This window comes from Pseudofrankia saprophytica, assembly GCF_000235425.2.
In the GTDB taxonomy this organism is placed as follows: Bacteria; Actinomycetota; Actinomycetes; order Frankiales; family Frankiaceae; genus Pseudofrankia; species Pseudofrankia saprophytica.
In genome coordinates this window covers 4149959-4170101 of sequence record NZ_KI912266.1, presented here as the reverse complement: position 1 = coordinate 4170101, position 20143 = coordinate 4149959, and the positions used below count along the sequence as shown (strand labels likewise).

Here is a 20143-nt window from a genome sequence, read left to right as displayed (position 1 = left end):
CGGCGGTCATCCAGCCGCCGACGGTGGGGCCTCCGGCTCACCGGCCCCGCCGACCGACGTGCGGGCTCCGCCCCGACCGGACCCCCTCCGAGCGAACCCCTGCTGACCGGCCCCTGCCCGGCCGGGCCCTCGCGCGCCGCGTGGCTCACCGCTCCGGCGCCGACCGCCGCGGTACCACCCACGGTCACCCGGTCGCGCCGTGCGGGTGGTGCGGCCCACCTGTCCAGCGCGGTTCTCGCGGACCGCGCGCAAACGGCGTCGGTCGTGGGCCATTTGCCGGTTTCCCCGCCGCGGACTATCGTCGCCTCCGCGCCGCTCACCGGGGCACCCGTGACAACCGATGGCCATATCCGGCGCGATGGTTGTCCGGCACCCGACCGCCAGGCGCTATTCCCACCATCGGACGCTCACTAAATCGCGCGGCGCGCGGGAACACCATCCTTACCGCCTCGTCTGTCACCCGGCATCGCGCCGCTGGACGATTTCCGGCTTCACCCAGCGATTTTTCCCGGCCGCCCAAGCTCCGCCGACGTGCCCGAGGCAAACCACGTTGCCTCGGCTCGCCGGCACCTGGCGGCGGCCGTCCGTCCCCACCAGCGTCGAGCGGGACCTCTCGGACCGCTCGGCGGCTCCAGCTGCCAGGTTCCGGTCAGGTCCCCCGAGGAGTCGCGATGACCAACATCCGTGCCCGCGTCCAGGGGCCGGGCGGCACACAGCTGCTCTGGCTGCTCGCCGTCGCCGCCGGCTGCCTCCTGACCTGGGCGGCCTGCGCCGGCGTCGGCTCCCCGTCCTACCGCACCTGCGCCGCCGCTGCCGCCGTCGCCGCCCAGCCAGCGACCGCCGGGTCGGCGTCCGCCGGGGTGGCGACGCCCGACACACCCGACACACCCGCCGGCCAACCCGCCAGCGCCTGCGGCCCCGCCAGCTGACGCCGTCCGTGGCGCCTCCACGAAGCCGCTCGGCGGACGCCCGTCCTCAGCGTTCCGGGGACCGGCGGCGGCTCGCGAGGGAGCGGCCCGCGTGGGCACGGGCGACGAAGCGGCCGTCGAGGCGCGCGACCCGGATCGGGTGGCCGAAGCAGTCGCTTACCCGGTCGGTGGTCAGCACCTCGTCGATGTCACCGGACGCGACCACCTCGCCGCCCCGCAGCAGCAAGGCGTGCGTGGAGCTGACCGGGATCTCCTCGAGGTGGTGGGTGACGAGGACGCTCGCCAGGTCGGGATGCTCGGCGCGCAGCTCGTCGAGCCCGGTGAGCAGCTGCTCACGGGCGGCCACGTCGAGTCCGGTCGTCGGCTCGTCGAGCAGCAGCAGCCGGGGGCGGGGCATCAGCGCGCGGGCGACCAGCGCCCGCCCGCGCTCGCCCTGCGACAGGTCGGGCCAGCGCGCCTCACGGATGCCGTCGATGCCGAGGAGGTCGATCAGCTCGTCCGCGTCGCGTTCCTGCTCGGCGGACGGCCGCCAGCGCGGAACCAGGTCGATCGTGCTGGTCGCGCCGGTGAGGACGACCTCGCGCACGGTCAGCGGCGACAGCAGCGGGTGGCGCGGGTTGACGTGCCCGATGTCGGCGCGCAGTGCCCGGACGTCGACCTTGCCGAGCTGGCGGCCCAGCACCCGCACCGTGCCGCGCGTCGGGTGGGTCACGGCGCCGAGCAGGCCGAGCAGGGTGCTCTTGCCCGCTCCGTTCGGCCCGAGCAGCGTCCAGTGCTCCCCGGCCCGCACGGTCAGGTCGACCCCGCGCAGCAGGTACCGCCCGCCCCGGGCCAGGTCGACCTTCTCGGCCCGCAGCACCTCCGCCGGCGCCGAGCCCGCCCCGTCCAGCATCGCCGCCGCCTTCCCGCCGCACGCAACCTCGGCCCTCGACCCTATCCAGCTCCGCGGCCGCCGACGCCGCCCGCGCTGTCCAGCGTCCGACACGCACCGTGGTGATTCCCGCGCCGAGCCGGGTGGTGTCAGAGCCTGACCGCGTGGCGTTCCAGGTGGGCCAGCACGGCCTGGTTCGCGGCCCAGCCGTCGGGGAAGCGGACCGGCTCGTGCAGGTGGACGGGCCCGCCGGACGGGTGGGTGTCGAGCAGGTCACGGATGCCGGCCCGGGCGACGACGACGCACGCCTGCCGGTGCCGCGACGCCAGCACGCACAGCCGGCCGGCCTCCAGGTGGAACGCCGTCGCGTCCCGGCGGCCCGACAGCGGGTGCAGCACCACGGTCACGTCGTACTCCCGGCCCTGCAGCCGATTGGCGGTGTCGACCACGACCCCCGGCAGGTCCTCGCCGAGCGCGGCGCGGACCGCGGCCGCCTGGTCACGGTGGGCGGTGCCGATCGCGATCCGGCTCGCCGTCACCGGGTGTGCCTCGCCGCCGCGGTCGAGCGAGCGGGCCACGGCGCCGCGGGCCGCCAGCCGGCGGGCGACGTCGGCGACCGCGCGCACCGCTTCGGCATCGGTCCGTGGTGTGTGCCGGGCGGGCAGCTCCAGCAGCCCCCACCCGGTCGCCGCGGCCACGTCCAGCACGTCGTCGACGGCTCCGGCCGCGGTGCCACCCCGAGCCACGTTCGAGCCGGTGGGCCTGGCGCTGGCCGAGCCGGGGCCGGGCGTGCCGGTGAAGGTGAGGAGGCGGTCGCCCGGGCCGTTGCCGGTCCGGAAGCCGGTGAACGGGTAGAAGGCGTCGGCGACGACCCGTTCGGCGCTGCGCGGCAGCCGCCACGAGACCGGCAGCCGGTGCACAGGCAGCTCCGGGTTGCTGCGCAGCAGAACCGCGACGGCACTCTGCATCGGGTCCCAGGTCAGCCCGCGCCAGCGGTCGTTGTCGACGGTGGAGAACGGGTCGAGCTGGCCCGGGTCGCCGACGAACAGCGCCTGCTCGAACAGCCGGGCGATCGCGAGCAGCGCGTCCGAGCGCATCTGGTAGGCCTCGTCGACGATCGCCCACCGCCAGGCCCGGTCCTTCACATAGGCCCACTTGGCCGCCGTGGCGATCACGACCTGCGGGTCCCCCATCGTCCGCAGGTCGCTGCCGACGGCGACGTTCGGCAGCCCGTCGATCCGCGGCGGCGCGACGTAGCCGGCACGGCCGAGCCGGCCGACCCGTGCCTCGGGCGCCCGGTCGGCGAGGTCCGCGGCGAGCCGCTCGACGAGGTCGTCGACCTGCTCGTTCGTCTGCGCGACGATCATCAGCGGCTCGTCAGCGAGCGCGAACTCGGCCGCGGCCCGGACCACCAACGTCGACTTGCCCGCCCCCGGCGGCGAGTCGACGACCACTCCCCTGTGCCGCCCCGAGCGCAGATCCGCCAGGATCGCGTCGGTCACCCCCGCGGCAAGCCTGCCTGGGTTCTCGCCCGGAGCCTCGCCGACGCCCCCCGGCTCGGGCGTCATGCCCACATCTCCTTCGCGTCGCCCTCGGTGGGCTCGTAGGACGTCGGCGGGCCGCCGTGGGTCCATGGGGTGTCCTCGGGCGCGGGCAGGGCGGCGGAGAACGCGCCGTCCGGCAGCACGCTGGTGTAACCGATCGCCTCGCCCACCTCCGGGACGCTGCCCGGCGGCGGCACCTTGGCCCGGCCCATCCCGCCGCTGAGCTCCAGCGACACCAGCAGCCCGCCCGCCGCCGGCTCCAGCGACATGATCACCCCGACCTGGCCTGGCCGGGTGGGCGAGCAGACCTTCGTACCGAGCGCAAGCCGGACCGGGTCCACCGTGAGCACCTCGACGACGGGCCTGGTGACCAGCGATCCGCGCTCGTTCGCGATCCGGCGGTCCCGTTCGGCGGCGACCACCGTGCCCACGAACGCCTCGCCGGTCACCCGGTAGTTCGCGAACACCAACGGGTCGTCGAAGGCCTGGTCGGCCTCGTAAGCGGCAAGCTCTCGTTCCAGCATGGCGAGCCGGCGGGCCGCGGCGACCGCGCCGTCGCGGCGGGCCTGCGGCAGGCCGCCGTCCTCGTCCCGCAGGTAGGTGTAGTACGAGCTGAACCGCGCCCGGTCCCGCTCCCAGCGCCGTGGCACGGAGGCTGCCTCCGGCAGCTCACGCAGCCGCCGGACGGCCCGCCACATCAGCCCCCACGTCGGCTCGACCTGCCCGCGCACCGCCCGCGCGATCTCGTCCCGGGCGCGCAGCCACGCCTCGACCGCCGCGCCGGGGGCACCGGGGGCACCGCGCCACGACGGCGCGACACCGCGGCGGCTGTCGATGACGTCCGGCCCCGCGCCGAACGGGTCGGGAGCCCCGGCGGCCCCGGCCTGCGCCCGCATCAGCGCGACCGCCTCGTCGTAGGCCGCGATGGCGGGCGCGAGCACCCGGTTGTCGAACTGGGGGTCGGTCGTCGGGCCTGCCGGTGGCCAGGCCAGCGGGTCCTCGGCCAGCCGGGCGGCCTCCGGGCCGGCAAGGGCGGCCGGCGGGTCGATCCAGGCCAGCAGCGCGGCGAGGTTCGCGTCCTCCAGGGCGCTCTGCCCGGTCGCCCAGTGCAGCGCCAGCGCCTCCGTCATCGCGACCAGCGCCGACGAGCCCGGGTGCTCGGCCCGCTGGGCGAGAAAGGTCAGCCAGCGGCCGAGCAGCGGCACCCCGGCCGGAACGGCGTACTCCCCGGCCGCCGAGCGAAACCGGGTCGACCGGCCGAACAGCCGGATGAACTCGACGCCGGCCCGGTTGGGCACCAACACCTGCGGCGCGGCGAGGAACCGCTCCGGCCCGGCGGCCTCCGCCGCGGCCAGCGCGTCCTCGTCCGCGCGCAGGTCTCCGGCGGCGCCGCCGAGGGTTCCGGGGGCGGCACCGGAGCCGGCCAGTGCCGTCGCCTTGCCGGCACCACCCGGCGAGGACCTGTCAGCGGACGGCTTCGGCACCCGCGGGGCGCCCACCGGCTCGCTGCCCGCGGCCGCGCACCGCTCCACGTGGTCGAGGAGAAGGTCCCCGAGCAGGCCGGCGAACGCGAACCGCAGGTCACGGTCGCGTGGCTGCGGGACGACGAGCAACGTCGCGTCGAGCTCGTCCGTGCCGATCATCGCCGCGAGCGGCGCGTTCGCCTCGCCGGCCATCGTCAACGGCACGAGCACCAGCGGGGCCTGGGCGAGATGGACGTGCCGCACCGATGCGACCGGCTGGGCGAACCCCGTCTGGACCGCCAGCGCCCGCGCATACGCGCCGATCACGCTCATTCAGCGTCCCCGCCGGCTTCGGCCAGGTCACCGGCCCCCGCCTCGCCACCGGGCGTGCCGGGTGCGCCCGGCACGCGCGGCATGCCCGGCACCGACCCAAGCGCCTCGGCGTACACCCGCGCGGTGGTCCGCAGCATCGCCGCCGACTCGGCCAGGTCGTCGTCGGGCGTCGCCGTCCCGTGCGCGAGCCCGAGCGCCTCGTCGACGGTCTCCACCCCGCCCAGCTCCTCCCGGACGCCGACCCCGAGCGCGGCCGTGCGCCCGGAGGCCTCCCGCCGGCAGAAGAAGGCCAGCTCGCACGTCGACAGGCACCCGGGCGCGTAGCGCGCCGTCACCTGGCCAAGCGCCGCCGTCAACGCACCCGCCGCCATGACCGGCGCCCCGGCGCCGTCGTGTCCGAGATCGAGCGCCAGGTCGTCCGGCAGGGCGTCGAGCAGGGTGTCGATCCGGGTCAGCCGGGCGAGCTGATGCTCCAGCACGATCAACTGCCGACGGACGTCGAGGCGCACCGCGACCGGAACGTTGGAGAAATCCTTCGGGCAGACGAGCACCACCTCGTGTGAGACGGCGTCGTCGCGGCCGAGCAGCCGGCGCAGCGCCAGCACGTAGACGGCGGACTGGACCGCCGCCGCCGCGACCTTCTCCCCGTCCGCCTGCCCGTCGATCACCGGGAACGACTTGATCTCGACGACGTGGAACGCCCCGCCGTGCTGGAACGCCACCAGGTCCGGCTCCAGATAGACGTCCTGCCCGGCCACCTCGAGCCGCAGCAGCGGATGGTCGAACAACGCCCCGTACACGCCGCCCTCGTCGCCCGGTGCATCAGCCAGCCGCTCCCTCGCGGCGACGTGTCGCGCGGCCAGGCCGTCCGCGGAATCCGCCGCGCCGAGGTCGGTGTACGCCGCGTCGCGCAGGTCCAGGCCGAGCACGTCCTGAAGCAACCGCAGCAGCTCGGCGCAGCCGTCCGCCTTGACCTGCCGCTCGAACGCGTTGCCCCGCACGATGGCGAACCGTGACTGCCCGAACGCCGCCGGGAAGTCGACCCGCTCCGCGAGCCGCTCCTTATCGACCCCGGCCGCGTCCAGTACCGCCCGTCGCGCGCACCCCGGGTTGCTGGTCAGCGCCGCGATCGTCCGGGCATTGTGCCGCCGCGGCGGCTCGGACCCCCGGATGCGCCCCAGCCGGGCCTCGGTCTTGCCCTCGTGCCGCACTCGCCGCCTCCACCTCCCCGGCACTGTCGCGGCGGTGATCGCCGTCCCTGCGCCTGGCCCGTCACCTGGACCGACTCTGGTGGATCAAGCGTCTCAGACGCCGCCCGAGCGCACGCACCCGCCACCGCCTGTACCCTGCAATCGGCTTCTATTGACGCCGACGTCAGAATCAAGTATTCACATGCAGCACCATGTTTCGACCGCTCGGTCCAAACAACCTAGTTCCATCGACGAACCATCGGCGAACCCGTAGCGAGTCGTACCCGAACGAACAGGTGTCCGGGAGGCCCTGCCCAGCGGCCAGTTACGCCTCGCGCACGAGTCTGGCGATCTTCGCGATGACAACGTCCAAGGTGGGAAACATGTCGTATCCCTGGAGGTCGGCCAGCGGGCGAACGCCCGAGCAGCCGCTCCGGCCCGTCGCCTCCACGCAGTCGTCCACCCGCCCGACCGCGTTAAGGCTGACTGGCGTCGCCGTCCTGGCCGCGAGCCTGGCCTTCGTGTCGGCCTGCGGCGGCGGCTCCGACGACAAGGGCGACTCCACCCCAGCGGCCAGCGCCTCCGCCGGGGCGGACGACATTCTCGGCCCGGTGGCGAAGGCCACCGGCGCGGCCGTCAAGATCGGCGTGATCACGGACGGGGCCAGCCCGACCGCCGACCACACCAACGACAACAAGGTCGTCGAGGCCACCACCAAGTACCTCAACGAGCACAAGTCCGGGATCGCCGGCAGGCCGATCGAGGTCACGATCTGTGAGACCCTCGGCGACCTGTCGAAGGCTGGCGACTGCGGCAACCAGATGGTCGAGAAGGGCGTCTCCGCCGTCCTCATCGGCACCTCCGGCGTCGTCGAGGCCGCCTGGAAGCCCCTGAACGACGCCAAGATCCCCGTCATGCTCTACGGCTCCAGCGACCCCGCCCTGCTCGCCAGCACGACGACCTTCTCCCTGGGTGACCCGGAGTTCCCCGTCATCGACCTGCCGATCCAGGTCGCGAAGGACAAGGGCAACAAGAAGGTCTCCGCCATCGTCATCGATGTGCCGGCCGCGCTGCACTCCGCGCAGGACATCGCCCCGCCGCTGTTCCAGAAGGCCGGCATCGGCTACAACCTGGTCCGCGTGGCACCGGGCACGGCCGACATGACGCCGCAGATGCAGCAGATCGTCTCGAACAAGTCCGATGAGGTCTTCATCATCGGCAACGACTCGTTCTGCATCAGCGCCATCAACGGCCTCAAGGCCGTCGGCTTCACCGGCACCATCAGCGCCATCTCCCAGTGCATCACCGACTCCACCCGCAAGGCGGTACCGGGCGCCACGCTCAAGGGCATGGTCGTCAGCGCCACCGCCCCGCTCGGCCCGGACAGCCCGTCGATGCAGCTCTACACCAAGGTCGCCGAGACCTACGGCAAGGACGTCGACCTCAGCTTCCAGGACAGCATGATCATGTTTATGATCATGTCCGGCTTCCAGGCATCTCTGGACGGCCTCTCGGGTGACGTCACTCCGGCGACCATCACGGCGGCCATCAAGGCGATGAAGGAGACCGAGGTTCCCGGCGGCGCGGGTCTGAAGTTCCGCTGCAACGGCAAGGCCTATCCCGCCACTCCGGCCGTCTGCGTCCGGGGCGGCCTGACGACGACCCTGGACAGCAAGGGCAAGCCCGCCGAGTACAAGGTCCTCGGCAACACCCCGATCGAGGGCTAGCACGCCCCGCCCGACATCGATCCACCATCAGACCGGCACACCTGCCGGACGGGACTCGTCAGCGTCCCGCCCGGCAGGTGTCCCGTCCCGAACGGCCCCGTCGCGTGCGACGGGGCCGTTTCGCGTTGCGCCAACCCCGAAAGGCTCAAGTCGTCAACCCCTGGAGGTTCAGGTCGTCGGGCCAGCGGCGATAACGATCATGTGCCTCGACGGCCCGCGTGGGTGGCGCAAGATCGGGCCGCCGGTCCCCCGACCGCCTGGCCACCGCCGGGAAAACGTGCAGGTCGCGGCCCCTTTCACGCGTCGGCGAGCCGTCATCTGTTGACGCCGACGTCGGAATCGAGTATTCACTTGCAGCACCACACTGCGACCATTTGGTCGCTGCACGCGCAACTCCATTGGCGAACCATCGGTGAACCCGCAGCGAGTCGTACCCGAACGAACAGGTGCCCGGGAGGCCTTGCCCCGCTAGCCAGTTACGCCTCGCATCCGGGTTTGGCGATCTTCGCAGTCACCCGACGTCCGACGACAAGGTGGAAAACATGTCGCATCTCTGGCGACTGGCCAGCCGGCGAACCCCCGAGCAGCCGCTCCAGCCCGTTGCATCCGCGCAGTCGTCCACCCGCCCGGCCAGGTTACGGTTGGCTGGCGTCGCCGTTTTGGCCGCGAGCCTGGCCTTCGTTTCGGCCTGTGGCGGCGGCTCTGGCGACAAGGACAACGCCACCCCCCCGGCCAGCGGCTCCGCCGGGGGCGCGGACGTTCTCGGCCCGGTCGACAAGGCAGCCGGCGCGGCCGTCAAGCTCGGTGTGATCACGGACGGGGCCAGCCCGACCGCCGACCACACCAACGACAACAAGGTCGCCGAGGCCACCGCCAAGTACCTCAACGAACACAAGGGCGGGATCGGCGGCCGGCCCATCGAGATCACCATCTGCGAGACCCTCGGCGACCTGTCCAAGGCCGGCGACTGCGGCAACCAGATGGTCGAGAAGGGCGTCTCCGCCGTCCTCATCGGCACGTCCGGCGTCGTCGAGGCCGCCTGGAAGCCGCTGAACGACGCCAAGATCCCGGTCATGCTCTACGGCTCGAGCGACCCCGGCCTGCTCGCCAGCCCGACGACCTTCTCGCTGGGCAACCCGACATTCCCGGTCATCGACTTCCCGATCCAGCTCGCCAAGGACGAGGGCAACAAGAAGGTCACGTCGATCGTCATCGACGTCCCAGCCGCCCTGCACTCCGCCCAGGACATCGCCCCGCCGCTGTTCGCGAAGGCCGGCATCGGCTACGAGCTCGTCCGCGTCGCCCCCGGCACCGCCGACATGACCCCGCAGATGCAGCAGATCGTCTCGAACAAGTCCGATGAGGTCTTCATCATCGGCAACGACTCGTTCTGCATCAGCGCCATCAACGGCCTCAAGGCCGTCGGCTTCACCGGCACCATCAGCGGCATCTCCCAGTGCATCACCGACTCCACCCGCAAGTCCGTCCCCGGCGCCACCCTCAAGGGCATGGTCATCAGCGCCACCGTGCCCCTCGGCCCGCCCAGCCCCTCGATGGACCTCTACACCAAGGTCTCCGAGACCTACGGCAAGGACATCGACCTCAGCTTCCAGGACGGCATGATCATGTTCACGATCATGTCCGGCTTCCAGGCGGCCACCCAGGGCATCACCGGCGACATCACCCCGGCGACCATCACCTCCACCATCAAGGCGATGAAGGAGACCGAGCTGCCCGGCGGCGGCGGCATCAAGTTCCGCTGCAACGGCAAGGCGGTCGCGGGCCTCGCAGCCCCCTGCGTCGTCGGCGGCCTGTCGACCACCCTGGACGACAAGGGCCAGCCCGCCGCGTACAAGGTCCTCGGCAACACCCCGATCGCCGGCTAGCACGCCACTCCGGCAACCGGGTCCAGCGGATCCAACAACCGCACCAGCGTGCCGGGCGGACGGCCTCGCCGAGACCCGCCCGGCACGTCCCCTCCCAGAACGGCCCCGTCCTGCGCGGCGGGGCCGTTCTGTGTCCCACCGCCTCCGCACGACCCCCGGCCAGGTCGCGGGCGTGTTGCCCCCTCCCCGGCGCGCCGCCGTCTGTTGACGCCGACGTCGGAATCGAGTAAGCACTGAACACACAATCGTGGCGGACATCACAGCCCGTCCTGCCACGCGACGCACACCACGTACAGCTAGGCCGGGACGTGCCACCCGGCCGGTGCCCACCGCCCCCATGGGCCGACGTGTTCCTCGTATTCACGCAACGTCCGACGACAAGGTAGGGGACATGCCACTCATTCGTGGACTGACCGGTCGACCAGCATCGGAACGGCCGCACCCGCGCGCCGATGTCACGCCATCGCACGCCCACCCCGCCGCGGCCTTACGGTTACGAGTCGGCGGCGTCGCGGTCCTGGCCGCGGCCCTCGCCTTCGTCTCGGCCTGCGGCGGCGGCTCCGACGACAAGAAGGACGACCCCACGCCGGCGGCCAGCGGCTCGGCGGCCGCGGGAGACATCCTCGGCGCGGTCAACAAGGCGACCGGCGCGCCCGTCAAGCTCGGTGTGATCACGGACGGGGCCAGCCCGACCGCCGACCACACCAACGACAACAAGGTCGCCGAGGCCACGATCAAGTGGCTCAACGAGCGCAAGGGCGGGATCGGCGGCCGGCCGATCGAGATGACCCTCTGCGAGACCCTCGGCGACCTGTCCAAGGCCACCGACTGTGGCAACCAGATGGTCGAGAAGGGCGTCTCCGTCGTCGCCATCGGCACGTCCGGCGTGGTAGAGGCCGCGTGGAAGCCGCTGAACGACGCGAAGATCCCGGTGATGGTGTACGGCTCCAGCGATCCCGGCCTGCTCGCCAGCCCGACCACGTTCGCCCTCGGCAACCCGACCTTCCCGGTCATCGACTTCCCGATCCAGCTCGCCAAGGACGAGGGCAACAAGAAGGTCACGTCGATCGTCATCGACGTCCCAGCCGCCCTGCACTCCGCCCAGGACATCGCCCCGCCGCTGTTCGCGAAGGCCGGCATCGGCTACGAGCTCGTCCGCGTCGCCCCCGGCACCGCCGACATGACCCCGCAGATGCAGCAGATCGTCTCGAACAAGTCCGATGAGGTCTTCATCATCGGCAACGACTCGTTCTGCATCAGCGCCATCAACGGCCTCAAGGCCGTCGGCTTCACCGGCACCATCAGCGGCATCTCCCAGTGCATCACCGACTCCACCCGCAAGTCCGTCCCCGGCGCCACCCTCAAGGGCATGGTCATCAGCGCCACCGTGCCCCTCGGCCCGCCCAGCCCCTCGATGGACCTCTACACCAAGGTCTCCGAGACCTACGGCAAGGGCATCGACCTCAGCTTCCAGGACGGCATGATCATGTTCACGATCATCTCCGCCATCCAGACCGCCACGCAGGGCATCACCGGGGACGTCACCCCGGCGACCATCACCTCGACTATGCGGTCGATGAAGGAGACCGAGCTGGTCGGCGGCGGCGGGATCAAGTTCCGCTGCAATGGCAAGGCCATCCCGGGCTCCCTGGCCACCTGCGTCCTCGGCGGCCTTTCGACGACCCTCGACGACAAGGGCCAGCCGAGCGCCTACAAGGTCCTCGGCAACAGCCCGATCGCGGACTAGCGCACAACTTCAACAGCTGAACTGGCCTGCCGGGCGGAGTCTCCCCAAAACCCCGCCCGGCGGGTCCCCTCCCTGAACGGCCCGTCGCTCGCGGCGGGCCGTTCGGTGTCCCTGCTCCCGGCGAAGGCTCTTCCAGGTCATGGTGGCTGGGGGCGATGACGATCGCGTCCCGCGGCCGACCCAGATCGTGGTGGGATCAGATCACCGGGACCGCCGACGCGAAGCGCCAGCTCAGCGTCCCTCCGCGACTCGGCGAGTCACCGTCTGTTGACGCCGACGTCGGAGCCGAGTAAGCACTTACTCCATCGCATTTCGACCACGCAATCGTGGCGGACCGCCTCAAGGCTGTCGCGACACCAACAAACACCACGTACAGGTAGGCCGGAGCGGTACCTCCCGGCCGCTGCCCACTGCCCCCATGGGCCGACCTGTTCCTGGTATCCGCGCAATGTCTGAAGACAAGGTAGGGGACATGCCACTCCGTGGACTGACCGGTCGACCAGCATTGGAGCGACCGCACCCGCTTGCCGCGGCGACGCCATCGCACACCCACGCCACCGCCACCTTACGGTTACGGGTAGCCGGCGTCGCCGTCCTCGCCGCCAGCCTGGCCTTCGTCTCGGCATGCGGCGGTGGCTCCGATGACAAGGGCGACTCCACGCCCCCATCGGCGAGCGGCTCAGCAGGCGCCGCCGACCCTCTGGGCCCGGTGGACAAGGCGTCCGGCGCACCGGTCAAGATCGGTGTGATCACGGACGGGGCCAGCCCGACCGCCGACCACACCAACGACAACAAGGTCGCCGAGGCCACCACCAAGTACCTCAACGAGCACAAGGGCGGGATCGGCGGCCGGCCGATCGAGATCACCATCTGCGAGACCCTGGGCGACCCGGCCAAGGCCTCCGACTGCGGCAACCAGATGGTCGAGAAGGGCGTCTCCGCGGCCATCATCGGTACGTCGGCCGTCCTCGAGCCCGCGTGGAAGCCGATGAGCGACGCCAAGATCCCCGTGGTGATCTACGGATCGGGCGAACCCGACGTGCTGGCCAGCCCGACGACGTTCGTCCTGGCTGACCCGACCTTCGGCATCATCCAACTGCCGATCCAGGTCGCCAAGGACGAGGGCAACAAGAAGGTCACCACCGTCGTCATCGATGTCCCCTCCGCGCTGCACTCCGCGCAGGAGGTCGCCCCGCCCCTGTTCCAGAAGGCCGGCATCGGCTACAACCTCATCCGCGTCGCCCCCGGCACCGCCGACATGACGCCCCAGATGCAGGGGGTTGTCGACAACGGCTCCGACGAGGTCTTCATCATCGGTAACGACTCGTTCTGCATCAGCGCCATGAACGGCCTCAAGGCCGTCGGCTTCACCGGCACCATCAGCGCCATCGCCCAGTGCATCACCGACTCCACCCGCAAGTCGGTCCCAGGCGCGACGCTGAAGGACATGGTCATCAGCGCCAACGTGCCACTCGGCACGGACAACCCGTCGATGAACCTCTATACCAAGGTCGCCGAAACCTACGGCAAGGGTATCGACCTCAGCTTCCAGGACGGCATGATCATGTTCACGCTGGTCTCCGCCCTGCAGGCGGCGACGCAGGGCATCACCGGAGACATCACCCCGGCGACCCTCACCTCCACCATCAAGGGCATGAAGGAGACCGAGCTGCCCGGCGCCGGCGGGATGAAGTTCCGCTGCAACGGCAAGGCCGTGGCCGACTCTCCGGCGTCCTGCGTCCGCGGTGGACTGGCGTCCACTCTGGACGACAAGGGCCAGCCCGCCGAGTACAAGATCCTCGGCACCAGCCCGATCGAGGACTAGCACACAGGTCCAACATCAGTACCTGAACCGGCCCGCCGGGCGGGGCCTCGACGAGATCCGCCCGGCGTGTCCCCTCCCTGAACGGCCCCGTCGCTCGCGGCGGGGCCGTTCAGCGTCGCGCGCCGCTCGCCGCCGAGGTGCTCCCGGTCCACGGCACCCGGAACCCCGGTGAAGGGCTGCCGGAGGGGCGGCATTGCCGAACGGGGCCGACAGTGTCAGACCTCCCAGTGGTCAATCGGTGGGAAGGCCGCGACGATGCCCGACGTGACCAATCCGCCGCGGCCCAGCCCGCCCGCCGAGCCCGAGGCGCCCGAGGCGCCGGTCCCGCTGCTCGTGGTCGGGGCGCACATGGCCGGCTTCCCGGCGCACGCGCGGATCAGCCGGCACGGCGCCGTCCCACTCGGCCGCGTGCGGACCACACCGGGCTACCGACTGCACGACCTCGGCGGCGACCCGCCGCGGCCCGGCCTGGTCCGCGACCCGGCCGTCGCCACCAGCGCGACCGGCGAGCTGTGGCTGCTCCCCCGCCCCGCGATCGCCGAGCTGCTGCTGGAGACCCCGCCCCCGCTCGGGTTCGGCTGGGTCGACCTCGCCGACGGCCGCCGCGTCCTCGGCTATCTCTGCGAGGCCGCCGCCACGGATGGCCGCCCCCTCGTGCCCGACGGCGACTGGCGCCGGCGCCTCCCCTGACGGACCGGGCGTCAGGAGCCGAGCCGCTGCCGGGCCGTGACTCCCGGCACCCGGTCCCCCGGCCGCGCGTCAGCGGGCCGCGGCGAGGCTGGTGACCTTGAGCTGGTGGACGGACGGGCTCTTGCAGGCCTGGCGGCCCTGCGGAACCGGGACGAGCAGGGCGACGGTGTTGTCGGGCGGGTAGATCCGAAGGTTCGCGGCACTGGTGAAGCTGCCCTCGGTGTCGCAGCCCGGAAGCACACCGGGCTGCGTGACCTGCACCGTGAACTGGGCCTTGCCGCCGCCCGCGAGGACCACCGCCGACCCGGCCTCCCCGGTCCGGTCGGCGGGGGCGCCAAGCTGGTTGCCGGCCGTGTCGACGAACGACACCCCGGGGTAGCCGCGCAGCGTGCAGCGCGCCGAGGAGTTGTTCGTCAGCGTGAGCTGGGTGTAGATCGTGCCGGCCGCGCCGTCGCTGCCGACGATCGCCGCGGCCAGCACCGACGCCGCACAGATGGGTACCGCTGGCGCGGTCGTCGCGGGCTTCGTCGTGCCCCCGCCGGACCCGTGCGAGGCCGACGCCGTCGGACCTGTCGAACCGCCTGCGCCCGGCGTCGCGGACTCGCTCGCCGGAACCGTCGGCGTGCCCACGGGCGGCTCGGCGGCGGAACCACCGTCGTTGCTGCAGGCTGTCACCATCACCGTCATCGTCACCGCGAGCACGGCGCCCAACGCCGCCAGCACCACCCGCCCGCCGGTCCGGTGCCCGCCGACGCGCCGTCCGACGCCCGTTCCCGTCCTGCCGCCCGCGTTCATCGAGTGCTCCATCCGCCGTAGTGCCCCCATGCTGCGCCACAACGGGACGTTCCCGCTTCGGTCAGACGACTCGGGCACACCCCCGCAAAGTCCCAGCGGTGACTGTCCCTCGCCAGCACCGCCGACGGCCGCGCGCGGGCGAGCAGAATGGGGGCCATGTCCGCCACCCTTGTCGCCTCCGAGTTGTCCGTCGTACGAGGGGGGCAGGTCGTGCTGGACGGCGTCTCGCTCACCGTCGCGCCGGGCGACCGGATCGGGGTCGTCGGGCCCAACGGCGTCGGCAAGTCCACGCTGCTGCGCGCGCTCGCCGGCCAGGTCGCGCTCGACACCGGCCGGGTCGAGCTCTCACCCCCGTCGGCGAACGTCGGCCTGCTGCCACAGGAGCCCGACCGCCGCCCCGGCGAGACGCTGCGCGCGTTCCTGGAACGGCGCACCGGTGTCGCCGCCGCCCAGGCGGCGCTCGACGAGGCGACCGAGGCGCTCACCGCCGCCCGCCCCGGCGCGGACGACGCCTACGCGGAGGCGCTGGAGCGCTGGCTAGCGATCGGCGGCGCCGACCTGGACGTGCGCGCCGAGCAGGTCTGCGCCGAGCTCGGCCTGCCGGCGGACGCGCTGGACGCGCCGACGACGGCGCTGTCCGGTGGGCAGGCGGCCCGCGGCTCGCTCGCCGCGGTGCTGCTGTCCCGCTTCGACATCACCCTGCTCGACGAGCCGACGAACGACCTCGACTTCGACGGCCTGGAGCGGTTGGAGCGCTTCGTCGCCGGGATCTCCGGCGCTCTCGTCGTCGTCAGCCACGACCGGGCGTTCCTCGACCGGACGATCACCAGCGTCGCCGAGATCGACCAGCACCGCCGCGACGTCACCGAGTACGCGGGCGGCTGGTCGACCTACCTGGAGGCGCGCGAACTCGCCCGTCGGCACGCCCGCGAGCACTATGACGAGTTCGCCGACACCCGCGCGAACCTCGTCTCCCAGGTGCAGCGCCAGCGCGAGCAGTCGGTGCGCGGGGCGATCCGGGCGAAGCGCAAGGTCCCGGACAACGACCGGTCGGTGCGCAGTTACAAGATCGAGGCGGCGACGAAGAGCGCGTCGCGCGTCCGCAATCTGGAGACCAAGCTGGGCCGGCTGGAGGAGGTCGAGGAGCCGCGCAAGGAGTGGCAGCTACGGATGACGATCGCCGCCGCGCCCCGTTCCGGCGACGTCGTCGCGGCGCTCGCCGGCGCCGTCGTCGCCTACCCGCCGGCGCCGGCACCGGCGGCGTCCGGCGACGAAGCGGCGAGCGGCGCGGGCGGGTTCCGGCTCGGCCCCGTCGATCTCACCATCTCCTGGGCGGACCGGATCGTGATCACCGGGCCGAACGGCGGCGGGAAGTCGACGCTGCTCGCGGCGCTGCTCGGCCGGGTGCCGCTCGCCACCGGTAAGGCGACGCTCGGCTCCGGGGTGCGCCTCGGCGAGGTCGACCAGGCGCGCGACCGCTTCCGCGGCGAGGAGAGCACGCTCGCGGTCGCCGAGCGCGCCACCGGCTGGGCGATGGCGGAGGTCCGCACCCTGTTCGCCAAGTTCGGCCTCAGCGCCGACCAGATGACCCGCCCCGCCGGGGCCCTGTCGCCTGGCGAGCGGACCCGGGCCGGTCTCGCGCTGCTGCAGGCGGTCGGCGTGAACTGCCTGGTCCTCGACGAGCCCACCAACCATCTGGACCTGCCCGCGATCGAGCAGTTGGAGTCCGCCCTCGACACCTACCCCGGCACCCTGCTGCTGGTCACCCACGACCGCCGCATGCTCGACGCCGTCCACGTCACCCGCCGCCTGGTCGTCGAGGACGGCAAGGTCACCGAGTCGACTGTCTGATGATCACCAGGTCGCCGGGTCGATGCCACGGGCCAGTTTGGCCACGTCGCGGCACACCCGTCCGTCAGCGAGCGGCCTGACCCAGGCCCAGGTCAGCCCAGGGTCGAACGGCCGGCCCGACAGGGAGCCGAAGCCGAGCCGTCCGTGTCGCGCCGGGGTGGCCTCCGAGCTTGAACTGTGGCATTTGGGCAGGTCCATAGGCAGGCCTATCCGACACAGTTCGCCCCGACCCCGTCGATGTGTGTCAGATAGGCGAGCCCAGAGACTGGCTGATCCGACACGATTCGCGTTTGCGCCCGCGCCTCGGCGGACAACCACCTCGTCCCGTCGCGCGTGGAGCTGGGCCAGGCTACCCACCCAGGCCGCGCGCGGCCTTCCACGGCCATTTCAGCCGTGTGCATCTGAACACCCTCTGCGATCATGCCGGGGAGGTCGACCGTGACCTGGACCGACTCGACGGGCGACGCTGCGAGCACCTCGTCCTTGCCGCGGTCCGCGACCGCACGGGCCACCTCGAGGACCGACTCGCAACGAACACAAGACCGACTGAGGTTCAGCCCGGACAGCGCGGGGTGTCGCTCGCGCTCGATCAGCCGCGCGTAGCCCGACCTGGTGGTCCATTCGTTCACCGCGCCCCAGCTCATGTGCACGGCGACGAAGTCGTCGCCGACAAGTGAGGACGCCCCGGCGGACAGCACAGGTTTCACGCCGTCGAGGCGACCCTGGCTGTCGCGGACCGCGGCGTTGCGCTCGTCGCCGGGCGGCTCGCCGTGCGCGGCGAGCACCGAGCCGAGCGTGACGCCGTGGGAGTGCTCCTCGTGGTTCCAGACAGTGAGGAACGTGGTGGTCCGTGAGTCGGGCCGCTGTCAGCGCCGGGCCAGCAGGGCGAGGGCGTCGGCGGCGGGGGTGCCGGGGTCGGCGTGGTAGAGGACCATGCGGTGGCTGCTCCCGGGCAGCGGCATCGCCTCGTAGGTGAGGTCGAGGCGCCCGACCAGCGGGTGCTGGAACTTCTTCACGCCGTGGCCGCAGTCCAGGACGGGGTGCCTGGCCCACAGGGCGGCGAACTGGTCGCTGCGCTGGACGAGCTCGCCGACCAGGCAGCTCAGATCGTGGTCGTCGGGGTGCAGCCCAGAGGAGTAGCGCAGGAAACCAACCAGCTGCCGGGCCATGTTGTCCGGCTCGGCGTAAAGATCGCGCCCGCCCCGCGCCAGGAAGAACATCCGGGCGAAGTTCGGCCGGTCGCGGATGTCGTCCGGTGCCTCGAACGGGTAGCCGAGGCCGAGAAGCCGGTGGCCTAGAGCGTTCCAGGCGAGCACGTCGTTGCGGTGGTCGACGAGGAGCGCGGGCCCCGGTGCGGCGTGGACGAGCCCGAGCGCCGCGGGCCGCGGCCGCTCGACGCGGCGGCGGCGGACCGGCCGGGGCTCGGGGCGGGCCAGCCGGCGCAGGTGCTCGTGCTCCGCGTCGGTCAGCGTCAGCACCCGGGCGAGCGCGTCGAGGACGCTGTCGGAGACGTTGTGGTGGTCGGACTGCTCCAGGCGCGTGTAGTACGTCGGGCTCACGCCGGCCAGGTGGGCGAGCTCCTCGCGGCGCAGGCCGGGGACGCGCCGCGCGCCGTAGGAGACGAGCCCGACGTCCGTGGGGCTGACCGCGGCCCGCCGGGTGCGCAGGAAGTCGCCTAGCTCGGTCGCCATGACCTCCATCGTGCCGGACCGCGGGGAACGCTGGGTATCCCTGCCGGTGGTAGTCACGCCGAGGGGTGGCGGCGCAGGGCGGTCGCTGGCATCGGCCGGCGGACGCACCGTGGGCAGCGTGACCACACTGACCTCCACCGCGACCACCGACCAGGCGCACCCGGCCGGCACGGCCACCCCGGCCGCCCCGGCCACCGCCCGCATGAGCCGCGGCCAGGCGCTCGTGCTGGTGCTGCTGCTGGCCTCCCAGTTCACGCTCTGTGTCGACTTCTCGGTCCTGAACGTGGCGCTGCCGACGGTCGGGGCGAACCTCGGGTTCTCCGACGCGAACGCGCAGTGGATCGCGACGGCGTTCGCGCTGTGCGCCGCCGGCTTCACGCTCCTGTTCGGCCGCATCGGCGACTACGTCGGCAAGCTGCGCGTCTTCCTCGTCGGCATGGCGGCGCTGGGCCTCGCCTCGCTGCTCGGCGGCCTCGCCACCAGTCCCGCGCTCCTGCTCACGGCCCGCGCCGCGCAGGGCCTGGCGACGGCGGCGGTCACCCCGGCCGCGTTGTCGCTGCTGACCACGACCTTCCCGGAGGGCCCGGCCCGCCAGCGCGCGCTCGGGCTGAACAGCGTGATGATGTCCACCGGGTTCACCTGCGGCGCGATTCTCGGCGGCGTCCTGACCGACGTGGCGAGCTGGCGCTGGGCGTTCCTCATCAACGTGCCGATCGCCGCGGTCGTCGTCGCGGTCGCGCCGTTCGTGCTGGCCGACCCGGCAGCCAGGGTGCGGACCCGGCTGGACCTTCCGGGGGCGGCGCTCGTGACGTCAGGCCTGCTCGCGCTCGTCTACGGCGCGACCCGGCTGGGCGAGCACGGTGCCGACGACCCGTGGGCCATCGGTTGCGTCCTGGCCGCCGTGGCCCTGCTCGCCGGGTTCTGGGCCGCCGAGCGGCACCACTCCCATCCGCTCGTGCCGGTCACGATCCTGACGCGGCGCACGGTGGGCTGGGGCAACGTGGCCGGGTTCGTCACGTTCTCGATGGAGCCGGCGCTGGTGTTCCTCCTGACGATGTACCTGCAGCACGTGCTCGGCCTGAACCCGCTCCAGACGGGCCTGATGCTGGTCGCGATGGGAGCCGGCGCGATCCTCGGCGGTGTGGTCGGGCCCCGGGTGACCGCCGCGTTCGGGGTGCGCCGCGCCGTCGTCGGCGGGCTCGCCGTCCAGTCGGTGCTGACCGGTCTGCTCGTGTTCGTGGGAGACACGGACGGCTCGCTGTGGCTGGTGGCCGCGACGACCTTCGTCGGCGCGATCGGGCACGTGTGCGCGATCGTCGGCTTCATGGTGGCGGCGACGTCCGGGCTGCCCGACCACGAGCAGGGCCTGGCCACCGGCGTCGCGACGATGACCCAGCAGGTCGCCATCGCGCTGGGGGTGCCGGTCATGAGCGCCGTCGCCATCGCCGCCGGCGGCCTGGACTCCCTGACCGCCCTGCGCCTGGCCATCGGCGTCGACGCCGCGGTGGTGCTCGCCGGCGCACTGCTCATCGCCCGCGGCCTGCGAGCGCCGCGCCCAGCCCCCGCGATGGCGGCCGAGGCCGGCTGACGCTCGCCGCGAG

15 protein-coding genes are annotated in these 20143 nt (G+C 72.5%); 8 read left to right on the top strand and 7 right to left on the bottom strand.

Going from position 1 to position 20143, the window contains the following annotated elements:
- Positions 1 to 671 precede the first annotated feature (671 nt).
- On the top strand, positions 672 to 929 hold the full coding sequence (locus FRCN3DRAFT_RS0217325; protein WP_007519328.1) for a hypothetical protein: 258 nt from the start codon (positions 672 to 674) through the stop codon (positions 927 to 929).
- Between the two features lie 46 nt (positions 930 to 975).
- On the opposite strand, the gene FRCN3DRAFT_RS0217320 is transcribed toward FRCN3DRAFT_RS0217325, so the two are convergent.
- From FRCN3DRAFT_RS0217320 to FRCN3DRAFT_RS44920, 4 genes are all read right to left on the bottom strand, one after another.
- On the bottom strand, positions 976 to 1821 hold the full coding sequence (locus tag FRCN3DRAFT_RS0217320; protein ID WP_007519330.1) for an ABC transporter ATP-binding protein: 846 nt from the start codon (positions 1819 to 1821) through the stop codon (positions 976 to 978).
- A gap of 128 nt (positions 1822 to 1949) precedes the next feature.
- The gene (locus FRCN3DRAFT_RS0217315) at positions 1950 to 3368 is read right to left on the bottom strand and encodes an AAA domain-containing protein (protein WP_007519332.1); all 1419 of its coding nucleotides are present in this window, start codon (positions 3366 to 3368) and stop codon (positions 1950 to 1952) included.
- The gene (locus FRCN3DRAFT_RS0217310; protein WP_007519333.1) at positions 3365 to 5140 is read right to left on the bottom strand and encodes a hypothetical protein; all 1776 of its coding nucleotides are present in this window, start codon (positions 5138 to 5140) and stop codon (positions 3365 to 3367) included. The genes FRCN3DRAFT_RS0217315 and FRCN3DRAFT_RS0217310 overlap by 4 nt, the downstream gene beginning before the upstream one ends.
- On the bottom strand, positions 5137 to 6351 hold the full coding sequence (locus tag FRCN3DRAFT_RS44920; RefSeq protein ID WP_007519334.1) for a hypothetical protein: 1215 nt from the start codon (positions 6349 to 6351) through the stop codon (positions 5137 to 5139). The genes FRCN3DRAFT_RS0217310 and FRCN3DRAFT_RS44920 overlap by 4 nt, the downstream gene beginning before the upstream one ends.
- Positions 6352 to 6713: 362 nt before the next feature.
- Between FRCN3DRAFT_RS44920 and FRCN3DRAFT_RS0217300 the strand changes: the two genes are divergently transcribed.
- The 5 genes from FRCN3DRAFT_RS0217300 (at position 6714) to FRCN3DRAFT_RS0217275 (ending at position 14205) form a co-directional block, all read left to right on the top strand.
- Positions 6714 to 8057, top strand: a complete 1344-nt coding sequence (locus FRCN3DRAFT_RS0217300) for an ABC transporter substrate-binding protein (RefSeq protein ID WP_007519335.1) — start codon at positions 6714 to 6716, stop codon at positions 8055 to 8057.
- A 542-nt stretch (positions 8058 to 8599) separates the two neighbouring features.
- Positions 8600 to 9943, top strand: coding sequence for an ABC transporter substrate-binding protein (locus FRCN3DRAFT_RS0217295; RefSeq protein ID WP_027140679.1), 1344 nt, complete (start codon positions 8600 to 8602; stop codon positions 9941 to 9943).
- A 391-nt stretch (positions 9944 to 10334) separates the two neighbouring features.
- Positions 10335 to 11690, top strand: coding sequence for an ABC transporter substrate-binding protein (locus FRCN3DRAFT_RS0217290; protein ID WP_007516402.1), 1356 nt, complete (start codon positions 10335 to 10337; stop codon positions 11688 to 11690).
- A 472-nt stretch (positions 11691 to 12162) separates the two neighbouring features.
- Positions 12163 to 13515, top strand: coding sequence for an ABC transporter substrate-binding protein (locus tag FRCN3DRAFT_RS0217280; protein ID WP_007516403.1), 1353 nt, complete (start codon positions 12163 to 12165; stop codon positions 13513 to 13515).
- A gap of 264 nt (positions 13516 to 13779) precedes the next feature.
- Entirely contained in the window at positions 13780 to 14205 is a 426-nt protein-coding gene (locus FRCN3DRAFT_RS0217275) for an allophanate hydrolase-related protein (RefSeq protein WP_131803466.1), read from the top strand.
- A 69-nt stretch (positions 14206 to 14274) separates the two neighbouring features.
- Here FRCN3DRAFT_RS0217275 and FRCN3DRAFT_RS0217270 read toward each other — a convergent pair whose 3' ends face one another.
- Positions 14275 to 15000, bottom strand: a complete 726-nt coding sequence (locus FRCN3DRAFT_RS0217270; RefSeq protein ID WP_007516405.1) for a DUF4232 domain-containing protein — start codon at positions 14998 to 15000, stop codon at positions 14275 to 14277.
- Positions 15001 to 15156: 156 nt separating this feature from the next.
- Between FRCN3DRAFT_RS0217270 and FRCN3DRAFT_RS0217265 the strand changes: the two genes are divergently transcribed.
- The gene (locus tag FRCN3DRAFT_RS0217265) at positions 15157 to 16851 is read left to right on the top strand and encodes an ABC-F family ATP-binding cassette domain-containing protein (protein WP_007516406.1); all 1695 of its coding nucleotides are present in this window, start codon (positions 15157 to 15159) and stop codon (positions 16849 to 16851) included.
- A 206-nt stretch (positions 16852 to 17057) separates the two neighbouring features.
- On the opposite strand, the gene FRCN3DRAFT_RS55120 is transcribed toward FRCN3DRAFT_RS0217265, so the two are convergent.
- Together FRCN3DRAFT_RS55120 and FRCN3DRAFT_RS0217250 are read right to left on the bottom strand one after the other, a co-directional pair.
- Positions 17058 to 17636 carry a hypothetical protein gene (locus FRCN3DRAFT_RS55120; protein ID WP_007516408.1) on the bottom strand — a complete coding sequence of 193 codons (579 nt, stop codon included), beginning with the start codon at positions 17634 to 17636 and terminating at the stop codon, positions 17058 to 17060.
- Between the two features lie 81 nt (positions 17637 to 17717).
- On the bottom strand, positions 17718 to 18542 hold the full coding sequence (locus FRCN3DRAFT_RS0217250; protein ID WP_051466929.1) for a helix-turn-helix transcriptional regulator: 825 nt from the start codon (positions 18540 to 18542) through the stop codon (positions 17718 to 17720).
- 118 nt (positions 18543 to 18660) lie between these two features.
- Here FRCN3DRAFT_RS0217250 and FRCN3DRAFT_RS0217245 point away from each other — a divergent pair, with 118 nt between their 5' ends.
- Complete coding sequence (locus FRCN3DRAFT_RS0217245; protein WP_232794069.1) at positions 18661 to 20130, top strand: MFS transporter; 1470 nt, start codon at positions 18661 to 18663, stop codon at positions 20128 to 20130.
- Positions 20131 to 20143: the final 13 nt, after the last annotated feature.

Excerpts from the sequence above, each read along its gene's own strand:
- FRCN3DRAFT_RS0217295 (WP_027140679.1), top strand. The coding sequence starts at position 8,600 with ATGTCGCATCTCTGGCGACTGGCCAGCCGGCGAACCCCCGAGCAGCCG.
- FRCN3DRAFT_RS0217290 (WP_007516402.1), top strand. The coding sequence starts at position 10,335 with ATGCCACTCATTCGTGGACTGACCGGTCGACCAGCATCGGAACGGCCG.
- FRCN3DRAFT_RS0217310 (WP_007519333.1), bottom strand. The coding sequence starts at position 5,140 with ATGAGCGTGATCGGCGCGTATGCGCGGGCGCTGGCGGTCCAGACGGGG.
- FRCN3DRAFT_RS0217320 (WP_007519330.1), bottom strand. The coding sequence starts at position 1,821 with ATGCTGGACGGGGCGGGCTCGGCGCCGGCGGAGGTGCTGCGGGCCGAG.
- FRCN3DRAFT_RS0217280 (WP_007516403.1), top strand. The coding sequence starts at position 12,163 with ATGCCACTCCGTGGACTGACCGGTCGACCAGCATTGGAGCGACCGCAC.
- FRCN3DRAFT_RS0217250 (WP_051466929.1), bottom strand. The coding sequence starts at position 18,542 with ATGGCGACCGAGCTAGGCGACTTCCTGCGCACCCGGCGGGCCGCGGTC.
- FRCN3DRAFT_RS0217325 (WP_007519328.1), top strand. The coding sequence starts at position 672 with ATGACCAACATCCGTGCCCGCGTCCAGGGGCCGGGCGGCACACAGCTG.
- FRCN3DRAFT_RS0217265 (WP_007516406.1), top strand. The coding sequence starts at position 15,157 with ATGTCCGCCACCCTTGTCGCCTCCGAGTTGTCCGTCGTACGAGGGGGG.
- FRCN3DRAFT_RS0217315 (WP_007519332.1), bottom strand. The coding sequence starts at position 3,368 with ATGACGCCCGAGCCGGGGGGCGTCGGCGAGGCTCCGGGCGAGAACCCA.
- FRCN3DRAFT_RS0217270 (WP_007516405.1), bottom strand. The coding sequence starts at position 15,000 with ATGAACGCGGGCGGCAGGACGGGAACGGGCGTCGGACGGCGCGTCGGC.
- FRCN3DRAFT_RS0217300 (WP_007519335.1), top strand. The coding sequence starts at position 6,714 with ATGTCGTATCCCTGGAGGTCGGCCAGCGGGCGAACGCCCGAGCAGCCG.